Origin of the sequence: Parabacteroides sp. An277, from assembly GCF_002159645.1 — a bacterium.
In the GTDB taxonomy this organism is placed as follows: Bacteria; Bacteroidota; Bacteroidia; order Bacteroidales; family Tannerellaceae; genus Parabacteroides.
The window spans coordinates 1-20,766 of record NZ_NFJB01000051.1 but is presented as its reverse complement, the minus strand read 5'-3'; the positions used below and the strand labels follow the sequence as shown (position 1 = coordinate 20,766).

The window sequence follows — 20,766 nt, the reverse complement described above, 5'->3', positions numbered from 1 at the left end:
TAAAATCAAACTATTCAGAGCAAACCTCAGAGGGGTTGCAGACAAGAAGTTCTTCTTATTCCGTATTGCAAAACTATATGCATATCCCCACTAAATTTCTACTGAGCTATTTTAACCATTCATTCTAAAACCCTGTGTCGACACTTATAGGAAGTGTCAGGGACACTTATAGGAAGTGTCACCGACACTTATGGGAAGTGTCAGGGATACTTATGGGAAGTGTCAAGGACACTTCTTATAGGTGTCAACACCCTTCCTATAGGGCGTCTGCATCCCTCCCAAAGGGAACTTTTTCTCCTGTCTATAGGTAGCAGACGGCAAAGCCGTCGAACTATGCTTAACCGTGGGTGGCGTGAAACGGCACCTGCGGGGAGACTATCCCCATCCCCTCGACCTCAAAGGGGTCGAACTTCAGGTAGCCGCAGGTCGAAGCCATCGGCGAGGCCTGCGGTGCATCGTATGCTTGAACTCTGCAGGCCTCGCTTCGCTTCGACCTGCAGTTAAGCATGGTGGGACGGTTTCTCCGTCCTCTGATTCCCTCTTAGCTATTTGTCTTTCAGAAAATAAAGACCTCTTCAGGTTACCCCCTCGGTTATATAGATACCAATCAAGGCATCTATACAAGTTTAGCAAGCAGCCGGGGCATGTGCCCCGACTACTTGGTTATTTAATAAGGTTGATTACATATTCGGACCTGCACCGAATTGCGGGTTCTCCTGGTCGTACCATACACGTTCCGTATTCAATGTGGCCGGGTCGTTACTGTTCGTGCCATAGGTGAATCCTTGTGCTTCGTATGCAGCAATCGTAATGTCGCGCAGCTGATCAGTTGGAGATGGTTCCATTGTGCGGCAACGGCGAGGGAGCAATGTAGTATAATCGATTACTTCGCTGAACTCTTGCCATGGCAAAATTGAACTGCCCTTCATCGGTACACCGGAACGACGCACATTCACAAATTGGTCGATCGGGTTCAGGATGTAATGGATATATTGCTGGATATAGACCTTCTCTAAATCAGCTTTCTTGTCACCTGTTAACTTGAACGCATCGTGATCCAACATCTCTTCAATCATATCACTTGTAACCTGAATCGTAGCATCCAACGGGTCGTTGTTACAAACTTCCGTATAATAAGGAACTTGATTCAACTCAGCTGCACGGTCGAACATTTCAGCCGATTGTCGGCAACCGTCTGTCAGGTGTTGCTGCGCAGACTTCGGTGTGCTGGCACCCAAAAGGTTAAACTCAGCTAATAACAGATTTACTTCTGCGGAAGAGAAATAGATACCATACCACGCCGTTGTCCGTGTATCGGTCTGCGGCGTAGCGTCCGGTGCATCCGGATACGTAAAGTCATAGATACCCTTTACCAATTCCTGATTACGATAAGATACCGGATTATAATTACGCGTACCTCCGGCTGAAGTCTGCAATTGCAGCAACAATCCCGTCGGGTCGAATATCCATTGGTATTCTGTATTATTCCCCGCATCAATTTCAATCGGAGCACCATAATAGCGTACCCAAGGTTCGCCACCGATACCGCCCTCTTCTTCCGTCTTCCAACCTAAGAATGTCTTTCCATCAGTCGAGAAGTTAGCTTGTTCTGCAATGTAAGGCGGGATTTCCTTGCCTTGGTCTAAGAAGGCTTGCATTACCGGACCGTTGAATTCATTCTTTTCAAAGGCACTCAACAGACGAGTATCCTTGTTTGCTTTCATAAAGTTCATCAACGTTTCACTGGCTATAGCATCTGGGAAATCGTTATTCCAGTGGTTGTTGTAGCGCCCACGGTTGTATACGAAATCATCCGCACTGCTTTCCAATACACCTGCCGAACTTGCTGTCACTTCGTTGACAATCTGAAGTGCCCGTTGACGATCCTTATTGATTAAGCGAGCCGCAATCTTCAACTTCAAGGAGTTGGCGAATTTTGCCCATTTGCTCAGATCCCCATTATAGATGAAATCTTGCGTAGTCAGTAAGTCTTCCAAGTCTGGATGGGAGGTCAAATAATTGATAGTCTGATCCAATTCGTCCAACCAGATATTTACTAATTCCTCTTGTGTATCATATTTAGGCTTGAAAATAGGAGGATCCGTATAACGCCCCTGTTCGGCCTCCGAATATTGGCGGGAGCCATACATATCGCTATCGTTCATGCCTAAGAATACTTCTAGCGGATAGCACAAATAACCCATATATTCGTATTTGGCTTTTTCGTCGTCTGATAACTGGGAAATATGGTAACGTAAGTCATTGGCATATCGTAATACGTCATTAACCGCATATCCAATACTGCCCTGCTCTGTAATCAAATTGAAATTACTTTGGTTACCTCCTGTACTTCCTGTACATTGAGCCCAAGTACTCATACGCGGAATATCATAGAACCAAGCGGAATAATCCATGGGTTCAAATTCAAACAAACATTGGGTAAACAGGTAACGGAGATCCGGATTGTTAATGTCCTTCTCTGACGAGTTGATTTCAGCAAACTCATCCGTACAAGAAGTGAATGATGCTCCTCCCATACCCAACAAACATGCGATTGCTAAATATTTTAATTTCATAATCTTTTCTTGTTTAAATAGTAAGTACTCACTTTTAGAACTCTACGCTCACGTTGAATGTATAGTTCCGGATAAACGGTTCGTAACCACGGATACGGAACTCAGCCGAACGGTTACCACGAACCGTTTCCGGATTGATACCATTGGGCAATGAATTATACAAATAACATACGTTACGCATGGAGAAACCAACATTCAGGCTCTTCGCCTTAATCTTTTCTGCCCATGTAGTCGGTAAGCGATAATTCAATGAAACATCACGCAGGGCAATGTAACTCAGTTCATGCACCCAGTCGTCGTTAACTGTACCAGTTCCCCAATCGTTCATGTAAAAATGATATGCGCTGGCATGGGTTGGCTCGATAATGCCCGCATCAATCGCCTCTTGGTGCGACATGCCGCTAATATCATGCGCTTGTCCATCGATGCCCGTTACAACCGTACCATCTGCAAACACACCATCCAAAACGACACCATCATGATAAGTAATATCCTTACTATCGGCATATTGGCTGGTAAATGTCAAACCACCATGTTCTTCATCACGATAAGCCAATGATGATTCCGTCCAACCGGCATACGAACCATAACGGTTACTATACATCGCTACCAAACCGCCGATACGCATATCCAAACCCACATACAGACTCAGGTCTTTCCAATGCAAAGTCGTATTCATAGAACCTAAGAAGTCCGGAGTCATATCACCCAATTCTTCTACCACACCGCTACGCTGCGCATAAGCGGCACGCCGGGAATCATTATAAGTCAAAATCATACGACCTTGGTCATCCCGTGCGGGCAAGATATCGGTCATCAACATACCGTAAGTACTACCTACCTTAGCTACAGAGCCGATACGATAATCATATGCATTTACTTGACCTTGTAATGTAATGTACTCAGCAGCATCCGGGTGAAGTTCGACAATCTTGCTGACGTTCTTTGTCCAGGTAAAGTTCAAATCCCATTGCCAATCCTTATTCTGGTAAGGCGTTGTATTGATAGCCAATTCCACACCTTGATTCTGGATATTACCCGCATTAATCAACTGCGTACTTACACCAGAAATAGAGGGTTCGGCAATCTCCATAATTTGGTCTTTTGTATTCTCGCGGTAGTAGGTAGCATCAATATTGAAGCGGTTATTGAACATACGCCAATCCAAACCGATTTCCCATGCATTCTTACGTTCCGGCTTCAAATCAGCAGACTTCATAATCATGTCCAATGTATTTGTATAAATATTACCGCCTGATGGCAATTCGATAGAGCTAAAACCATACGCTTGATTTACATAATAAGGATCCGTATCGTTACCTACCTGTGCCCAAGAACCGCGTACTTTTAAGAAGGAGATCCATTCCGGTAGACGATCGCGGAAGGTTTCGCTAATAATCCATGAACCGGAAACCGAAGGATAGAAGTAAGAGTGATTACCTGTACCATTGGAATATACCAAGGCTGAAGACCAGTCGTTACGTCCTGTGATATCCAAGTAGACTTGGTTCTTCCAACCCAAGTTCAAAGCCACAATGGCTGAAAGCATCCGCTTCTGCGTTTGAATGCCACCTTCTGACTTTTTAGGATTCTTAGAGTTATCTACGAACCATTGTCCAGGAACAACCATACCACCATCGGTATATACCTTATAGTAGTTAGAGATGGTATTATAATATTCAAAGCGAGCAAAACCACCTACATACCAATCTTCTTTGAAAGTCTTATTCCAAGTCAACGTACCACCAAATGTAGTTTGTTCTTTCGAGTTTTGTGAAATAGCGAAGTAACCACCATCATTAGCAAAACCATATCCCAATTGCTTGTCTTCAGCACGGGTATAGTAATAGTTCATATTACCATCAGCCTTGAACTTCAACCAATCGAATAATTGTACGTTTACTTCAAAGGTCGGACGAATCACGGTTTCCTTCTGGCGATAGTCGTAGTGATTGATTTGGAACCAATAATCCTTACCAGGAACATTCCCGTACTTATCTCCATATTCGGTGCTTGCTAAACCGCCATGTTCTCCCAAATACTTATCTTTAAAGTAATTAGCATCATAAAGTGGCGTATAGTTACCATATACGAACTCTTCACCTACATTTCGTGCTGCATTGCGCGGCGTAGAATTAGCGAATGTAACAGAAGCGGCTACATCTACACGGTCACTCAGCTTATGTGTACCTTTCAATAAGAGAGAATAACGCTCGAAAGTATTATTCGGAGTATTTGAACTGGCATGTTTATAAGAAAGAGAAGAATAGAATGTTGTCTTATCATTTCCACCATGAATTGCCACGTTGGTATTGGTATTGACACCCAATTCATACATATCCAACATATTGTTTTTAATAGGTGAATAAGTAGTCATTGTACCATCGTAATTCTCAATCTGGCTACCATCATAACGCGGTCCAAAACCAAATCCATATGTATTGATCAAAGTATGCTGGCCTTGCTGATTAACTGTAAATTGGAACGGATCCCAAATACTACCGTTTCCATCCGTATCTGCATAACCCACAATCATACCATCACCATAAGTAGTCTGAATAGCTGGAGTCTTATACGCATGATCGATACCAACTGACTGCGAGAAGCTGACACCTAAACCACTGCCGGCCTTACCGCTCTTGGTGGTGATGATGACGGCACCGTTCAAACCACGTGAACCGTAGAGAGCTGTTGCAGCTGCACCTTTCAGGACGGATACTGATTCGAAGTCATCCGGGTTCAAGTTCTTCAATTCATTACCATAGTCATTTGAATCTTGCCCCCAGTTCAAGTCATCGTTACCGGAAATGTCGTTATCCAGAATCACTCCATCAACCACGTAGATAGGCTGGTTGTTGTCTCCCATGGTAGAGGCACCACGAATTTGAATCTTAGTTGCACCGAAGATACCACCATCGGATGCAGCGATATCCACACCGGCAACTTTACCTTGCAAACCGGCAATAGGAGAGATAGAGTTAGCAGCTTTCAAGTCGTCACCCTTTAACTCAGTCATGGCATAACCCAAGGCTTTCTCTTCACGCTTCAAACCTAAGGCCGTCACCACCACCTCTTCGAGTTGTTCCGAATCCTCTTTCAAAGTCACGTCGATAGACGCCTGACCATTGTAGACAATCTCCTGCGTTACATACCCGACGTAGGAGATCTGAATGACATCGCCATTCTTCACACCTTCCAAGGTAAATTTACCATCCAAGTCGGTAATATTACCTGTCGTTGTTCCCTTGATGATTACGGAAGCGCCGATGACTGGCCCGTAAGCATCCACTACCGTACCCGTAATCGAGCCATCCTGCTGTGCACGGAGGGCATTCGGGTTTGCCGGTGCTATTTCTGCATACACATTACCTGTAATGCTCAATGCAGTAGCCACCAGCAGCAAACAAATAGAGTTTGTTGTCTTGTTTGGCATAAATATTTGTTTAGTTAGTTATTAATTAAACTATAAATCCTTCTTACCTCAACGGAACCAATAGGTTAGCCTACTTACCTTTTTTATTTCTTGACATGGCTTACATATAGCCACCTCATTTCCACCCATGATTCACGTAGAAACGCTACAAATGTAGTTATTCTTTCCTTAAAAACAAGCACGAAATTGAAAAAATATTATCCCTATCTATTTTTTCTTCACAACCACTTTTTTTATACCTAATGCTACACTATTTTAACCCTGCAAATGTTAAAACACCCCTATAGACCACTGCCCCTTATAATATATATATATATGTACGCGCGCGAAGAGAGGCACTACCTATAAACAAGCCATACGAATCTGAAAAAGCAAGGGCTGCCTTCCGGAACCTTGTCTGCAGACAAAGGTTAGGAAAGCAGCCTGTTTTGTATAAAGGTAATGGAAACGGAGCGTCCTTAACCTTCCTGCCCGATAGCCCGCAAGAAATCTTCGGCTGTAGCTACCCAACCTTGGTCTGTCAAGCTGAAGATTGGAGCATTTGCATCGGGATTAACCGCCAAGATGTGTTTGCAACCTTGGATAGCAGCCGTATGTTGGATTTGCCCGCTAATACCAATGGCAATGTAAAGGTCGGGCGCAATGGTATGTCCGGTTTGCCCCACTTGGCGATGCGCATCTACCAGTCCCGCTTCGACAGCGGCACGTGAACCGGCAACCTCTGCCCCGATGCGTTCCGCCCAAGCCTGGATTTTCCGTACCGTTTCCAGTTTCTTGACACCTCGTCCGATACCGACGATAATCCGGCTATTATCCCAGGCCTCGGCGGTTTGTTTCTCTTTCGTCTCACACACAAGGTGAATACGCGGGTCGACTTGGAAACCAGTTAAATCGTGACAAATAATTTCACCCTTTCGCTCCTCGGCTGGCAAGGCTTGCATAATCCCCGGACGGACGGAAGCCATCTGCGGACGATGGACCGGCGTAACGATGGTCGCCATCAGATTCCCTCCAAACGCCGGACGTACTTGATGGAGCAAACCGCTTGCTGGGTCAATATCCAAAGAGGTGCAATCCGCCGTCAACCCCGTTTGTAAGAGCGAAGCCAAACGGGCCGAAAGCCCACGTCCCTTCGGAGTAGCTCCTACCAACAATATCTCCGGTTGAAGCTCTTGAACCAATCGAGCTGTCACCGCAGCATAATGTTCATCTATATACGAAGCCAAAAGCGGAGACTCCGCCACATGCACCCGGTCGGCTCCCCGACGTATCAACTCATGCGCCAAAGGCTGGACATCCGCCCCGACAAGCAACGCCGAAACCACACTATGCCGTTTGCGAGCCAGTTCCGTCGCTTTACCCAGCAATTCGAATGTTACCGAGGTCAATACGCCCCCTTCCGTCTCGGCCAATACATATACGCCTTCCGCATTCGCATGCCATGGAGAGACAACTCTTTCGGCCTTTTTCAAGGTCAAAGCCCCGGCGGGACATGCCTCTACGCAACTTCCACACAAGCGACAAGCATCCGGCTGGATTTCAGGATAATCATCCATACGAATAGCCTGGTATGCACAACTTTCCACACAGGCGCCACACGAGATGCACGCCTCTTTATCTAATCTCAAAGGAAATGTATCATTCTTCATCTTTCGTTTGCTTTAAGGGTTAATGCCTGGATTTGAGCCAGAAACTGCTCACCATCGGCGAGCCATTGGATAACCTTCTCTTGCCGGGGAACTTCTGTGCGGACAACTTGCGTAGGCGAGGCATCCAATCCGACCTCTTGCCGTGTCAAGTCCAAGTCATGTTCATCCCAACGAACAATCGTTTGCGCTTCGGCCCAACGCCACCCCCGCAATGTCGGATTCGCCAGGTTACCATACTCCTTCCCTACCATCAAAGCACAAGGAAGTTGTATTTCCAAGGTTTGCCGCATCACATCAGCCTGTTTGTTTACATAAATATGAGATGCTTCCACACGCTCAATGCCCAACAGTTGCGTTACTTGCGGGATATTCAACTGACCTGCCACCTCCGGTCCCACTTGCGCCGTATCGCCATCAATAGCCATCCGTCCGAAAAAGAGCAAATCGAACGAACCCAACTTCCGGACAGCCGTCGCTAAGACACGGCTTGTACACCACGTATCGCTTCCCGCAAAGACAGGCGAAGAGAGCAACACCGCCTGGTCAGCTCCCCGTTGCAACGCTTCGTGCAAGACTTCAACAGCCGAAGCCGGTCCCATACTGACAGCCACTACCTCAGCCTCCGTCTGTTTTTTCAAATCGAGTGCCGCTTGGAGCGCATAAAGGTCGTCCGGATTCGTTTGCGTCATCGCCGAAGCCCGCTTCAAAGTATTTGTCTTCGGGTCGATAGCTACGTGCGTCGAAAGAGGCACTTGTTTCAGAAATACTATATATCGTTTCATGTATGCCTATAATTCATTTGGATTATCGTTATATTCCTTTAGGTTTATCGTTATATTTCTTGGGGATTCCGCCTGGATTCCGACGACATCCCTCCTATCCTCCTTTCTTGTTCGAACGAGCATCGGCACATCGCTTCTGGAATTCAGCCGAGAAAGGATCTACTTCGCCAAAACGGGCTGGGTCGAAATACTTCGGGTCGACGAACGGAGTCTCACCTAAAATCAGCTCGGCCGCCAAACGTCCCATGCCACCACCGGCTGCTACACCTCCGCCGCAACATCCCGTAACCGTATACAAGCCTTTATAAGCCGGAAGTGCCCCGATGATAAACATCGCATCAGGCACATAACAGGAAGGACCTGCCATATAGTGCGCAATAGGCAAATCGTCTATATCCGGCAAGAAACGCTTTAAAAGCGGAGCACACTCGTCGAGCACTTGCCACTTTGCCGCCTTGTTGAAATCGAAATCCTCCAGACGGCGAGTTAAAGTAGAAGGATCGAACGACTGACATTGGCTTTCACGCAAACCAATAATCAGGGCACCTACGTCCGAACGGGTAAACGCACGGGCATCCGGAATGACCGTAAAAGGATGATTGGCCGGGAATCGTTCTTTATCGATAGCAGAAATCCAAAAGTGACTCCGAACAGGCGTGAAAGGTAAACCTATGCCAAGTGGACGCATCAACAAATTAGCCCATGACCCTGCCGCATTCACTACGATATCCGCTTCTATCTTCGTCCCGTTCGCCAATGCAATGCCATTCACTGCCCCGTTTTCCGTCAAGATAGCCGAGACAGGTTGGTTCGTTCGAAAATCTACACCCAACCGACGTGCGGCTTGTGCATATCCATTACATAACACCGCCGAATCGATAAACGCATCTGTCGGCATATAAAGCGAAAGGTCGATATCGGCCGTTTCTATCCACGGAAGCAATGCTTTGGTTTTTTCCCGCGAAATACGTTCGTTTGGAATACCAAAACGCGTGGCAGCCTCCTCCAAGGCTTCTACCCCTTTACGGGAAATCTCCGACGAGGCTATAGTGATACTTCCACAAGTCTGCAACTCCAACGATTCGCCCAAGAGCGATTCAATCTCATCGATGCAATCATACGTTTCTTGTACCATTTCCATCAAAGCAGGCTTAGTGCGAGCACGCGTCAACAAACAGGCTGCCCGAGCAGAGGCTTGCGAAGCGATGTCGTTCGCATCGACAACGGCAATCCGTCCGGCTCTCCGCTTGGCAAGTTGGTAAGCCGTAGCGCATCCCAGCAATCCGCCCCCAATGATGAGGATGTTGTAAGTAGTATTCATATCAAATTGTATTGTATTGAGGATTTATCAAAATTTCTTCCGGTTGAATCTCTTTCGCTTTCACCCGCTGGCGATATCGCTTAAAGATAAGGAATCCGGCAATGACGAAAAGTATCGTACAAACTGCCCCCACAAAACAAGCCAAATGGTTGAAAAGCGCAAACCAATTCATGTCTATATTCAAGAATTCCTTGGTAGCAAGCAGGGATACAGTACCTAAATAACCGATAAAATCAATCATGGCAATAAAGAAACCCACATTCCCTTTGATGCGAAAACAAGCAATGAACCGGTCGAAGAAAATCGTTTGGAACGTCAAATAAGCTACATACAGCGATAAACTGATGAGAAATAACCATACGACAGGCGAGAGATGCAACGTCTCGTAGTGATAGGCTATATAAGTCATCGACATACATCCAGCCACTACCAAAACCATCAGGCTCATCAACGCTCGGATATTATTCCGGCAGAAGATAAAAAGGGAAAAGATTGCCAGAATCACGAGCGTCACAATCGTATCCACCCGGGCAAACATCCAAGAGGACTGATTACTCATATCAAGGATATTGACCAAGAAATCCTCTTTGATATCACGCAACATAAGTAGCATAAAATTCCCAATAAAAAGTAACGTTAGTATCGGAGCGTATTGGCGAAACAAGGCCTTCCGTCCTTTCCCGTCTAAGACAACCCGCTCGTTGCGCAAGGCTATATCCTCTGCCGTAGGAGGTGGCAATATCTTCAATAAATATCCCATAAGGAGCAGAAGCGGCAACGCCACTCCTCCAATAGCGGCTGGCATCCAAAAGGCATCGATATGCAATTCGTTCATGGCAAAGAGCCCGAAACTCTTTGCAATACCGGAACTGAACACTATGCTTACCCCTAAAAGGCTTGCCAACATATCGGTCACTTTCCGTCCTTCAATAAAGCTAAATATCACGCCCCACATACATCCTAATGAAAGCCCATTGATGAACATCGCCACCACATTATAGGGTGCTTCCAATAATCCAAATCCTACGAGCGAAGCCTCTGCCAACAAAGCAGAACCCACAAAGAAACGGAAACGGTTCTCCCTCCTTAGCTCGGAAATGATTTTAATGCCACAAAACTTGGCAATCAGGTAACCGACTATCTGGATGGTCGTAACTGCCACCTTGTAATCCGTCCCGAAGAATGTCAACCCTTCGAACGCAGCTGCCGTATAAGGCTTACGCAAAGCGTAGACCAGCGAATAAGAAAGCAACGCCGCCCCGCCTGCCCAGAGGATAAATAAAATATCCGAAAGTTGTTTGTTCTTTATCATCATTGCTTTTCTGATTTTCTGGTGCAAAGGTATTTAGCCCTTTTCTCTGAAAGAATTAATTTATGATGTATTATAGTCTGCCAAGGCACCCGGTTTATTATGTCATTATTATATCATGTTTATGCAACGGGATTGTAATCTCTGCAATAAAGGTGAAACATAAGAAATGTATCTTTGCAAAAAGATTTAAACAAATACAGAGATGGATAAATTGGTGGCTCTTTACGAGCGAATGAAGAAGTTGCGTGAATCGGGAGTGCGCATGAAGGATATTTCAGAAGAGATGGATATAGCATCGAGTGTATTGTCTTCACTCTATTCTTCGGTACTGCCTACGTATGTGAATCTGGTTTCAAATGGCGAAGAGGAAGAAAAGGCTTTGGAGCACGCGCTTCAGCAAGTCAACAACGTCTCGAAACGCCGGTTAAAAGGCAGCCTGGATACTCTTTACGAAAAGGTTTGCCATATCGACCCGCGGCTTTCGATTCTGAAAAACAGCGGGCGTCCCTTCTTCGATGATTTGGAGAAAGAAGCCATCCGCTATTTACCCAATGTCAGTGCTTACACAGGTTTATATCTGGCGTATAGCGCCTCTTCGTTTTCCGACGGACTAAAGGTCGAACCCTATATGATTGCGGCTATGACGGAAGGCGAGACGATGCCGCGCGTCTATTCGCAGAACATGGCGGGCGATTACTACGTGGGCGTGGGTATCTTTTCGCCCTTTCAGATTGGTTACTTGCTATTCAACGAACAAAAACAGCTGCAATTGGCTTTAAAGGTAGTTTACCTGCAGCTTCCTGTCCTTGAATTCCCTACCTTAATCAAGGGAATTTACCTGACGCACGACTATAATCGAAACCCCATTGCCCGTCGCATCCTTTTTGTCCGCCAAGGAGAGGAAATCCCGTTAGAGCAATTTGGAGAGATGCGTACGGAGGTCATCCCCAAAGACAAGCTGACCGACGAAGAGCAGGCCTATTATGAATATACCTGCGAAACGGGCGATCTTATCAAAAGCCTGATGCTCACTTCGCCAGAAAAGGACCTTTCCGTCTTGAAACAAGAAAAGCAGCTCTTGAATATGCTTTAAGAAAAGCTTCCCGGCAACGTAGCGAATGATTCCGACATGTCGGAAAGCCTCCCGACGATGCGGCGAACGATTCCGACATGTCGGAAAGCCTCCCGACAACGCAGCGAACGATTCCGACATGTCGGAAAGCCTCCCGACAACGCAGCGAACGATTCCGACATGTCGGAAAGCTTCCCGGCAACGTGGCGAACGATTCCGACATGTCGGAAAGCCTCCCGACGACGCGGCGAACGATTCCGACATGTCGGAAAACTTCCTGACGACACAGCGAACTTTATCCGGAGATTACTTATAGTTTTGGAGGACTTGCCCTAATTGTTCGTCGGTAAGGTCGGCACCATACGCGGCGTAATCCAACCGGAACTGGCACCCGTTCTTATACTCCGAACAGCCGTACGCCGTCTTTCCCCGCAGGATAGTCCCTTTCTTACAAAGCGGACAGACCAGCTTAGGAGCACGCGGCTTGCGCGGTTTGCGTTCCTTCTTCTCTTTCTTTTCGGTCGGTTTTTCGGCCGGTTTGCTTTCGATGGTGATACGGCGCGCGGTCGAATCCGAAAGGACATTCAGGACGATTTGATTTACCATCTGCTTCAACTCTTCGAGGAAAGTACGGGCTTCGTATGTACCCCGTTCAATCTGACGTAACTTCTTCTCCCAAAGCCCGGTCAGTTCGGCACTCTTTAAGAGTTCCTCGTGAATCGTACCAATCAACTCTTTACCCGTAGCCGTCGGATAAAGGCTTTTGCGCTCCTTGCGGATATAATTACGCTTGAAGAGAGTCTCGATGATGGCGGCACGCGTCGAAGGGCGACCAATACCGTTTTCCTTCAGCGCATCACGCAGTTCGTCATTGTCAACCAACTTACCAGCGGTTTCCATCGCGCGAAGCAAGGTAGCTTCGGTATAAGGTTTAGGAGGCGTCGTCCAAGTCTCTTTCAACACAGGTTGATGAGGACCACTTTCCCCCTTCGTAAATTCGGGGAGAACAGCATTCTCTTCTTGCGGATTAGCCTCCTCCTCTTTCACCTCGGCCCCAAAGACAACCCGCCACCCCGGTTTGAGTATCTGTTTTCCTGTCACCTTAAACTCCACCTTGTCCACTTTACCTAAAACCGTAGTAGTCGATATTTCACAATCCGGATAAAAGGCCGCCAGGAAGCGACGTGCCACCAAATCATACACTTTCATTTCATTGTCCGTCAAGCCACGGGCAGGCACTCCGGTCGGGATAATGGCATGATGGTCCGTTACCTTCGTATTATCGAACACGCGCTTGCTTTTCGGGAGTTTCTTCTCGAGGAGAGGTTGCACCAACTCCGTATAGTTTACCAGCCCTTTGAGCGTGGCCGGCACTTTCGGATAAATATCTTCGCTCAGGAAAGTGGTATCTACACGCGGATAAGTGGTTACCTTCTTTTCGTAAAGCGATTGGATGAGCTTGAGCGTATCTTCGGCCGTAAACGCGAATTTTTTATTGCATTCCACTTGGAGAGAGGTCAAATCGAACAGACGAGGGGCGTATTCCTTGCCTTTTTTCTCGGAAATGTCCGTGACCGTAAAATCAGCCTGCTTTACCGTATCCAGGAAAGCCTCTCCCTCTTCCTTCTTTGTAAACTTACCCTTCGTAGCCGAAAAGGTCACGTTCCGATATACCGTCTTCAACTCCCAATAAGGTTCGGGTTTGAAGTTATCAATTTCCGTTTGGCGATTCACGATAAGAGCGAGCGTTGGCGTTTGTACGCGTCCGATGGAAAGCACCTGCCGATTTTGCCCATAGCGGAGCGTATAAAGACGGGTCGCATTCATGCCCAGCAACCAATCGCCAATCGCTCGGGAAAGTCCCGCTTCATACAACCGATTGAATTCTGATTGCTCTTTCAATTGGCGGAATCCTTCGCGGATAGCCTCTTCCGTCAGAGAAGAAATCCAAAGACGATAAACAGGGCATTTCGCACCTGCCTTTTGCATCACCCAGCGTTGAATCAATTCACCCTCTTGACCCGCATCGCCGCAATTGATAATCATCTCGGCCTGCTGCATCAAGTGTTCAATGACTTTGAATTGTTGTTCGTACGTCGGATTGCTGATAAGCTTGATACCAAAGCGGGGCGGCACCATCGGAAGCGACGAGAGACTCCATTGCTTCCAGTTAGGCGTGTAATCGTGTGGTTCTTTGAGGGTACACAAATGGCCAAACGTCCATGTCACTTGGTATCCGTTTCCTTCTATATATCCCTCTTTCCGCTGGGTAGCGCCCAATACTTCTGCAATTTCACGCGCTACACTCGGTTTTTCCGCAATACACACTTTCATCTTTAATCCTTCTTTTTCCATGCAAAAGTACTTAAAAAAATGGATTCTTCGGAAATAATTCTTCCCAGGATAAAATAAACCTTTCCTTTCTCCGTTTTCTAAAAGAGAAATAAAAAAGCAAACGTATGAAACTGGCAAGATGGTGGATTCTGGCACTGGTGCTGATAGTATGTGGCGCATTCTTATACCATAATAATATAGGGCGAGAGGATATCGAAAAGCCTTTGACGGCCGATGGATTCCATATCCGAGATGCGCACGACATGCACGAAGAGGGAAATAACCTGTTCGTCGTAAGCCAAAAAACATTGTACCGCTTTAATCGGGAGGGAGATTTCATTTGCCAAATCACCCAGCCGGAAGAGATACAAGTAGCCGGTTATCTGGTCGATGCCGTCAAAGAGCAACTCATCGTCTTGGGTAACGTGAACGACATCTATTATTATACGTTTGATGGCAAATTACTTTTAAAAAAGAAACTCAAACGAATAGACAAGTAAGGAAGATGCGCATAGACATACTGACGGTTTTACCTGAAATGATTGAAGGGATGATTCATTGTTCAATCTTAAAACGAGCACAAGACAAAGGATTAGCCGAAATACATTTACACAATCTGCGCGATTACACGACCAACAAATGGCGACGTGTAGATGATTATCCGTTTGGAGGCGAGGCTGGCATGGTGATGCAAATCGAACCTATCGACCGGGCTATTACCGCATTACAAAGCGAACGGACGTATGACGAAGTAATCTTCACCTCGCCCGATGGCGAGACGTTCGACCAGCCCATGGCCAATCGCATGTCGCTCTTGGGCAATCTAATCATCCTTTGCGGGCATTATAAAGGCGTAGATTACCGTATTCGCGAACATTTGATTACGAAGGAAATTTCGATAGGCGACTATGTCCTTACGGGAGGCGAACTGGCGGCCGCGGTTATCTCGGATGCCATCGTGCGACTGATACCCGGTGTGATAGGAGACGAGCAAAGTGCTCTCTCCGATTCTTTTCAAGACAATCTCCTGGCACCGCCTGTTTATACGCGTCCAGCCGATTATAAAGGATGGAAAGTCCCCGACGTATTGCTCTCTGGCCACCAGCGAAAGATAGAAGAATGGCGACTCCAGCAAGCACAAGAGCGGACCGCCCGCCTCCGCCCCGATTTATTAAAATAAAACCATCGTTATAATCCTTTTCAATTATAACGATAAACCAAAAGGATTATAACGAGAATCGAAAAAGATTATAGGCGCATTTAAAAAGAATTCACGTTAAATTGTAATCTCCGCTTTGCAATTTGGGATAAGATGCGTATCTTTGCCCCACATAAGGCAATGATAAAATAGGAAAGGCAAGTGGAATCTTTTTTTCGCACACATAAGTATTTGATTGAGCATTTGCAGCCCTTAGTCCGACGCGAATTAATGGATGAAATCGACTGGAACGACCGGTTGATTGGCATCAAAGGGTCACGCGGAGTAGGAAAAACCACTTTCCTCTTGGATTATGCTCGCGAATACTTTGGAGCGGATAATCGAGAATGCTTGTATGTGAATTTAAACCATTTCTATTTTACGGAGCGTACGCTGATAGATTTTGCAACCGAGTTCAGTACAAAAGGCGGGCGGGTGTTGCTAATCGACCAAGTGTTTAAATATTCTGGCTGGTCGAAAGAGTTGCGTTATTGCTACGAGCATCTACCCAATCTGCGGATTGTATTCTCCGGTTCGTCAGTCATGCGGTTAAAAGACGACCCTGATTTGGCAGGAAAGGTAGTATCGTACAACCTGCGCGGCTTCTCGTTTCGCGAATACTTGAATATGTTGTCGGACAACCATTTTCCCTCCTATACCTTTCAGGATATTATCGAACGGCATGAAGAAATAGCAAAAGAAATCTGCACAAAAGTACGTCCGCTGGATTACTTCCACAACTATTTGCATCATGGCTTTTATCCGTTTTTCTTGGAGAAGAGAAACTTTTCCGAAAATTTGCTGAAGACGATGAACATGATGCTCGAAGTCGATGTATTGTACATCAAACAAATCGAGCAAACCTATTTGCCCAAATTGCGCAGATTGCTTTATCTGTTAGCAATTAGCTCTCCTTGCTCGCCCAATGTAAGTCAATTGAGCAAGGAAATTGAGACTTCGCGGGCGACGGTAATGAATTATATCAAATATCTGGCTGATGCACGTCTTGTGAATATGCTTTACCCAGCGGGAGAAGATTTTCCGAAGAAACCAGCCAAGATATATATGTATAATTCAAACTTGATGTATCCCATCAGTCCGGTCGATAAGGTAGACGTAGAGGTAGCATGCGAAACATTCTTTTTCAACCAAGTACAAAAAGACAACGTTTTACACGAAGGAAAAAAGAATGCGAACTTCTGGGTAAACGATGCATATAATTTCCGTATTGAAACAAATCCAAAGTTCAAAGGCACGGCCGATATGTTTTATGCTGTCGATAAGATGGAGGCAGGCGAAGGGCATGTGATTCCGCTTTGGTTATTTGGTTTTTTATATTGAAAATAAAAAAGTATCAAACATACTAATAGTTTATAGATCTATGACAAAAGAGAAAAAGTTTATTACATGTGATGGTAACGAGGCTGCTGCACATATATCTTATATGTTTAGCGAAGTAGCCGCGATTTATCCTATCACACCGTCATCTACCATGGCAGAGCATGTAGATGAATGGGCTGCAGCCGGACGTAAGAATATCTTCGGCGAGACAGTTATGGTACAGGAAATGCAATCGGAAGGTGGTGCTGCAGGTGCTGTTCACGGTTCATTACAAGCAGGTGCTCTGACAACTACTTATACAGCTTCTCAAGGTTTACTCTTGATGATTCCGAATATGTATAAGATTGCTGGCGAGTTGCTTCCTTGCGTATTCCATGTATCGGCTCGTACGTTGGCTTCTCATGCGTTGTGTATCTTTGGCGACCATCAAGATGTCATGTCTTGCCGCCAGACAGGCTTCGCTATGTTATGCGAAGGTTCAGTTCAGGAGGTAATGGATTTGGCCGGTGTAGCTCATTTGGCTACCCTCAAATCACGCGTTCCGTTTATCAACTTCTTCGATGGATTCCGTACATCGCACGAAATCCAGAAGATTGAAAAGTTGGATAATGAAGATTTAGCTCCGCTTATCGACCAAGAAGCTTTGGCTGAATTCCGTGCGCGTGCTTTGAATCCGATGAAACCGGTTGCGCGTGGTATGGCTGAGAACCCGGACCACTTCTTCCAGCATCGTGAATCAGCAAATGCTTTCTATGAGGCTGTTCCAGCTATCGTAGAAGAGTATATGAACGAAATCTCTAAGATTACAGGCCGCAAGCATGGTTTGTTCGATTATTACGGAGCTGAAGATGCAGACCGCGTTATCATCGCGATGGGTTCTGTAACGGAAGCTATCCGCGAGACAATCGATTACTTGATGGCTAAAGGCGAGAAAGTAGGTTTGGTTTCTGTTCACTTGTATCGTCCGTTCTCTGCTAAACATTTCTTGGCTGCTGTTCCTAAGACGGCTAAGCGCATTGCTGTGTTAGACCGTACGAAAGAACCAGGTGCAAATGGCGAACCGCTTTATCTGGATGTAAAGGATTGCTTCTATGGCGTAGAAGATGCTCCGCTGGTAGTAGGTGGCCGTTATGGTTTAGGTTCTAAAGATACAACTCCTGCTCAGATTCTGGCTGTTTATGAAAACTTGGCTATGGCTATGCCGAAGAATCAATTCACCATTGGTATCGAAGACGATGTAACCTTCACTTCACTGCCTAAGAAGGAAGAGGTTGCTTTGGATGCCGACGGTATGTTCGAAGCTAAGTTCTATGGTTTGGGTGCTGATGGTACAGTAGGTGCCAATAAGAACTCAGTGAAGATTATCGGTGATAATACAAATAAATATTGTCAGGCTTATTTCGCTTACGACTCGAAGAAGTCGGGTGGTTTCACTTGCTCGCATTTGCGTTTCGGGGATCATCCAATCCGTTCAACCTACTTGGTGAATACGCCGAACTTCGTGGCTTGCCACGTACAGGCTTATCTGCACATGTATGATGTGACACGTGGTTTGCGTAAGAACGGTACATTCTTGTTGAATACCATCTGGGAAGGTGAAGAGCTGGCGAAGAATTTGCCGAACAAGGTTAAGAAATATTTCGCACAGAATAATATTTCGGTTTATTACATCAACGCAACCAAGATTGCACAGGAAATCGGGTTGGGTAATCGTACCAACACCATCCTGCAATCAGCATTCTTCCGTATCACAGGCGTTATTCCGGTAGACTTGGCTGTAGAGCAGATGAAGAAATTCATCGTGAAGTCTTACGGTAAGAAGGGTGAAGATGTAGTGAACAAGAATTACGCTGCCGTAGACCGTGGTGGTGAATACCATCAATTGGCAGTAGATCCGGCTTGGGCTAATTTGGAAGTAGAGGCTCCGGCAGCTAATAATGATCCGGCGTTTATCAACGAAGTGGTTCGTCCTATCAACGCTCAAGACGGCGACTTGCTTCCGGTATCTGCATTCAAAGGTATTGAAGATGGTACATGGTATCAAGGTACAGCGAAGTATGAAAAGCGCGGCGTAGCTGCATTCGTACCGGTTTGGAACGAGGCTAACTGTATCCAGTGTAACCAGTGTGCGTATGTTTGTCCTCACGCTTCTATCCGTCCGTTTGTTTTGGATGAAGAGGAGCAGAAGGGTGCGAACTTCGCTACTATCGCGGTGAAGGCTCCGGCTTCGATGAAGGGCATGGCGTTCCGTATGCAGGTAGACGTTATGGACTGCTTGGGTTGCGGTAACTGTGCGGATATTTGTCCGGGCTTCAAGGGCAACAAGGCTTTGTCTATGGTTCCGCTGGAAGGCCAGTTGGCAGAAGCGGCAAACTGGGATTACTGCGTAGCTAATGTGAAGAGCAAACAACACTTGGTTGATGTGAAGTCGAATGTAAAGAATTCACAGTTCGCTACTCCGTTGTTCGAGTTCTCTGGTGCTTGCTCGGGTTGTGGTGAGACACCGTACGTGAAGTTAATCACGCAGTTATTTGGCGACCGCGAAATGGTTTCTAACGCAACAGGATGTTCTTCTATCTACTCTGGTTCTGTGCCTTCTACTCCATACACAACCAACGAAAAAGGACACGGTCCGGCATGGGCTAACTCTTTGTTCGAAGACTTCTGCGAATTCGGTTTAGGTATGGAATTGGCCAACGAAAAGATGCGTGCTCGCATCCAGAAAGCGATGGAAGATGCTATCGCATACGAAGGCACACCGGCTGAATATAAAGAAGCTTTCCAGGCATGGATTGACAATCAGAACGATGCCGACAAGACGAAGGAATTAGCAGAGCAGATTATCCCGATGGTGGAAGCTTCGAAGGATAAATGTCCGGCTTGTGCAACGATTGCAGGTTTGTCACAATTCCTCGTTAAACGTTCACAGTGGATTATCGGTGGTGACGGTGCTTCTTACGATATTGGTTACGGTGGTTTGGACCACGTTATCGCTTCGGGTAAGAACGTGAACATCCTCGTATTGGATACGGAAGTTTATTCAAATACAGGTGGTCAGTCTTCAAAGGCTACTCCGCTGGGTGCCATTGCTAAGTTCGCGGCTTCTGGTAAGCGCGTTCGCAAGAAAGACCTCGGTCTGATGGCTACGACTTACGGTTACGTTTATGTAGCTCAGATTGCAATGGGTGCAGACCAGGCTCAGACGTTGAAAGCATTGCGCGAAGCTGAAGCATACGATGGTCCGTCATTGATTATTGCTTATGCTCCATGTATCAACCACGGTTTGAAGAAGGGTATGGGTAAATCTCAAGCAGAAGAAAAGGCTGCCGTTGAATGTGGTTACTGGCACTTGTGGCGTTACAACCCGGCTTTGGAAGCTGAAGGCAAGAATCCGTTCACACTGGATAGCAAAGAACCGGATTGGAGCAAGTTCCAAGACTTCTTGAAGGGTGAGGTTCGCTTCGCTTCCGTCATGAAGCAATATCCGACAGAAGCTGCTGAATTGTTTGCCGCTGCCGAAGAAAACGCTAAATGGCGTCTGCGCAGCTACAAGCGTCTGGCTGCTGAAGATTGGAGCAAAGAAGCATAAAATTAGCTATTTGCAATAAACTCATATTAGAGGCTGTGTCTATTTTGGCACAGCCTCTTTTTTATGAATAAAGGCTTCTGGATGGCGTCCGTATGAATGTAATAGTTTGCCTCCATTCGTTGTTTCGTAGCGAAAGCCTCGCGTAACTCATGGCGAGAC

General features: G+C 46.2%; 12 protein-coding genes. 5 read left to right on the top strand and 7 right to left on the bottom strand.

The window, feature by feature from the left end; translation table 11 throughout:
• Positions 1–680: 680 nt before the first annotated feature.
• The 6 genes from B5F77_RS14365 to B5F77_RS14340 form a co-directional block, all read right to left on the bottom strand.
• Positions 681–2,576: a SusD/RagB family nutrient-binding outer membrane lipoprotein gene (locus B5F77_RS14365; protein WP_087331993.1), complete on the bottom strand. Its 1,896-nt coding sequence runs from the start codon at positions 2,574–2,576 to the stop codon at positions 681–683.
• Positions 2,577–2,610: 34 nt separating this feature from the next.
• Positions 2,611–6,009, bottom strand: a complete 3,399-nt coding sequence (locus B5F77_RS14360) for a SusC/RagA family TonB-linked outer membrane protein (protein WP_087331991.1) — start codon at positions 6,007–6,009, stop codon at positions 2,611–2,613.
• A gap of 458 nt (positions 6,010–6,467) precedes the next feature.
• Positions 6,468–7,658 (bottom strand): electron transfer flavoprotein subunit alpha, encoded by a 1,191-nt coding sequence (locus tag B5F77_RS14355; protein ID WP_087331988.1) that lies wholly within the window; start codon positions 7,656–7,658, stop codon positions 6,468–6,470.
• The gene (locus B5F77_RS14350) at positions 7,655–8,440 is read right to left on the bottom strand and encodes an electron transfer flavoprotein subunit beta/FixA family protein (protein ID WP_087331986.1); all 786 of its coding nucleotides are present in this window, start codon (positions 8,438–8,440) and stop codon (positions 7,655–7,657) included. Before B5F77_RS14350 ends, B5F77_RS14355 begins: the two co-directional genes overlap by 4 nt.
• A 94-nt stretch (positions 8,441–8,534) precedes the next feature.
• Positions 8,535–9,761, bottom strand: a complete 1,227-nt coding sequence (locus B5F77_RS14345) for an FAD-dependent oxidoreductase (protein WP_087331984.1) — start codon at positions 9,759–9,761, stop codon at positions 8,535–8,537.
• Position 9,762: 1 nt separating this feature from the next.
• Positions 9,763–11,076, bottom strand: coding sequence for a DUF5690 family protein (locus B5F77_RS14340; RefSeq protein ID WP_087331983.1), 1,314 nt, complete (start codon positions 11,074–11,076; stop codon positions 9,763–9,765).
• Between the two features lie 199 nt (positions 11,077–11,275).
• Here B5F77_RS14340 and B5F77_RS14335 point away from each other — a divergent pair, with 199 nt between their 5' ends.
• A complete protein-coding gene (locus B5F77_RS14335; protein ID WP_087331981.1) occupies positions 11,276–12,166 on the top strand; it encodes a hypothetical protein in 891 nt (296 codons plus the stop codon).
• A gap of 285 nt (positions 12,167–12,451) precedes the next feature.
• Here B5F77_RS14335 and B5F77_RS14325 read toward each other — a convergent pair whose 3' ends face one another.
• Positions 12,452–14,479 (bottom strand): DNA topoisomerase 3, encoded by a 2,028-nt coding sequence (locus B5F77_RS14325; RefSeq protein ID WP_087331995.1) that lies wholly within the window; start codon positions 14,477–14,479, stop codon positions 12,452–12,454.
• Positions 14,480–14,604: 125 nt separating this feature from the next.
• Here B5F77_RS14325 and B5F77_RS14320 point away from each other — a divergent pair, with 125 nt between their 5' ends.
• From B5F77_RS14320 to nifJ, 4 genes are all read left to right on the top strand, one after another.
• On the top strand, positions 14,605–14,979 hold the full coding sequence (locus B5F77_RS14320; RefSeq protein ID WP_087331977.1) for a hypothetical protein: 375 nt from the start codon (positions 14,605–14,607) through the stop codon (positions 14,977–14,979).
• 5 nt (positions 14,980–14,984) lie between these two features.
• A complete protein-coding gene (gene trmD / locus B5F77_RS14315) occupies positions 14,985–15,659 on the top strand; it encodes a tRNA (guanosine(37)-N1)-methyltransferase TrmD (RefSeq protein WP_087331975.1) in 675 nt (224 codons plus the stop codon).
• Positions 15,660–15,839: 180 nt separating this feature from the next.
• Positions 15,840–17,018, top strand: coding sequence for an AAA family ATPase (locus B5F77_RS14310; protein ID WP_087331973.1), 1,179 nt, complete (start codon positions 15,840–15,842; stop codon positions 17,016–17,018).
• Between the two features lie 40 nt (positions 17,019–17,058).
• Positions 17,059–20,607 (top strand): pyruvate:ferredoxin (flavodoxin) oxidoreductase, encoded by a 3,549-nt coding sequence (gene nifJ, locus B5F77_RS14305; RefSeq protein WP_087331971.1) that lies wholly within the window; start codon positions 17,059–17,061, stop codon positions 20,605–20,607.
• Positions 20,608–20,766 lie beyond the last annotated feature (159 nt).

Coding starts and splice junctions, on each gene's coding strand:
- B5F77_RS14365 (WP_087331993.1), bottom strand. CDS start 2,576: ATGAAATTAAAATATTTAGCAATCGCATGTTTGTTGGGTATGGGAGGA.
- B5F77_RS14360 (WP_087331991.1), bottom strand. CDS start 6,009: ATGCCAAACAAGACAACAAACTCTATTTGTTTGCTGCTGGTGGCTACT.
- B5F77_RS14355 (WP_087331988.1), bottom strand. CDS start 7,658: ATGAAGAATGATACATTTCCTTTGAGATTAGATAAAGAGGCGTGCATC.
- B5F77_RS14350 (WP_087331986.1), bottom strand. CDS start 8,440: ATGAAACGATATATAGTATTTCTGAAACAAGTGCCTCTTTCGACGCAC.
- B5F77_RS14345 (WP_087331984.1), bottom strand. CDS start 9,761: ATGAATACTACTTACAACATCCTCATCATTGGGGGCGGATTGCTGGGA.
- B5F77_RS14340 (WP_087331983.1), bottom strand. CDS start 11,076: ATGATGATAAAGAACAAACAACTTTCGGATATTTTATTTATCCTCTGG.
- B5F77_RS14335 (WP_087331981.1), top strand. CDS start 11,276: ATGGATAAATTGGTGGCTCTTTACGAGCGAATGAAGAAGTTGCGTGAA.
- B5F77_RS14325 (WP_087331995.1), bottom strand. CDS start 14,479: ATGAAAGTGTGTATTGCGGAAAAACCGAGTGTAGCGCGTGAAATTGCA.
- B5F77_RS14320 (WP_087331977.1), top strand. CDS start 14,605: ATGAAACTGGCAAGATGGTGGATTCTGGCACTGGTGCTGATAGTATGT.
- trmD (WP_087331975.1), top strand. CDS start 14,985: ATGCGCATAGACATACTGACGGTTTTACCTGAAATGATTGAAGGGATG.
- nifJ (WP_087331971.1), top strand. CDS start 17,059: ATGACAAAAGAGAAAAAGTTTATTACATGTGATGGTAACGAGGCTGCT.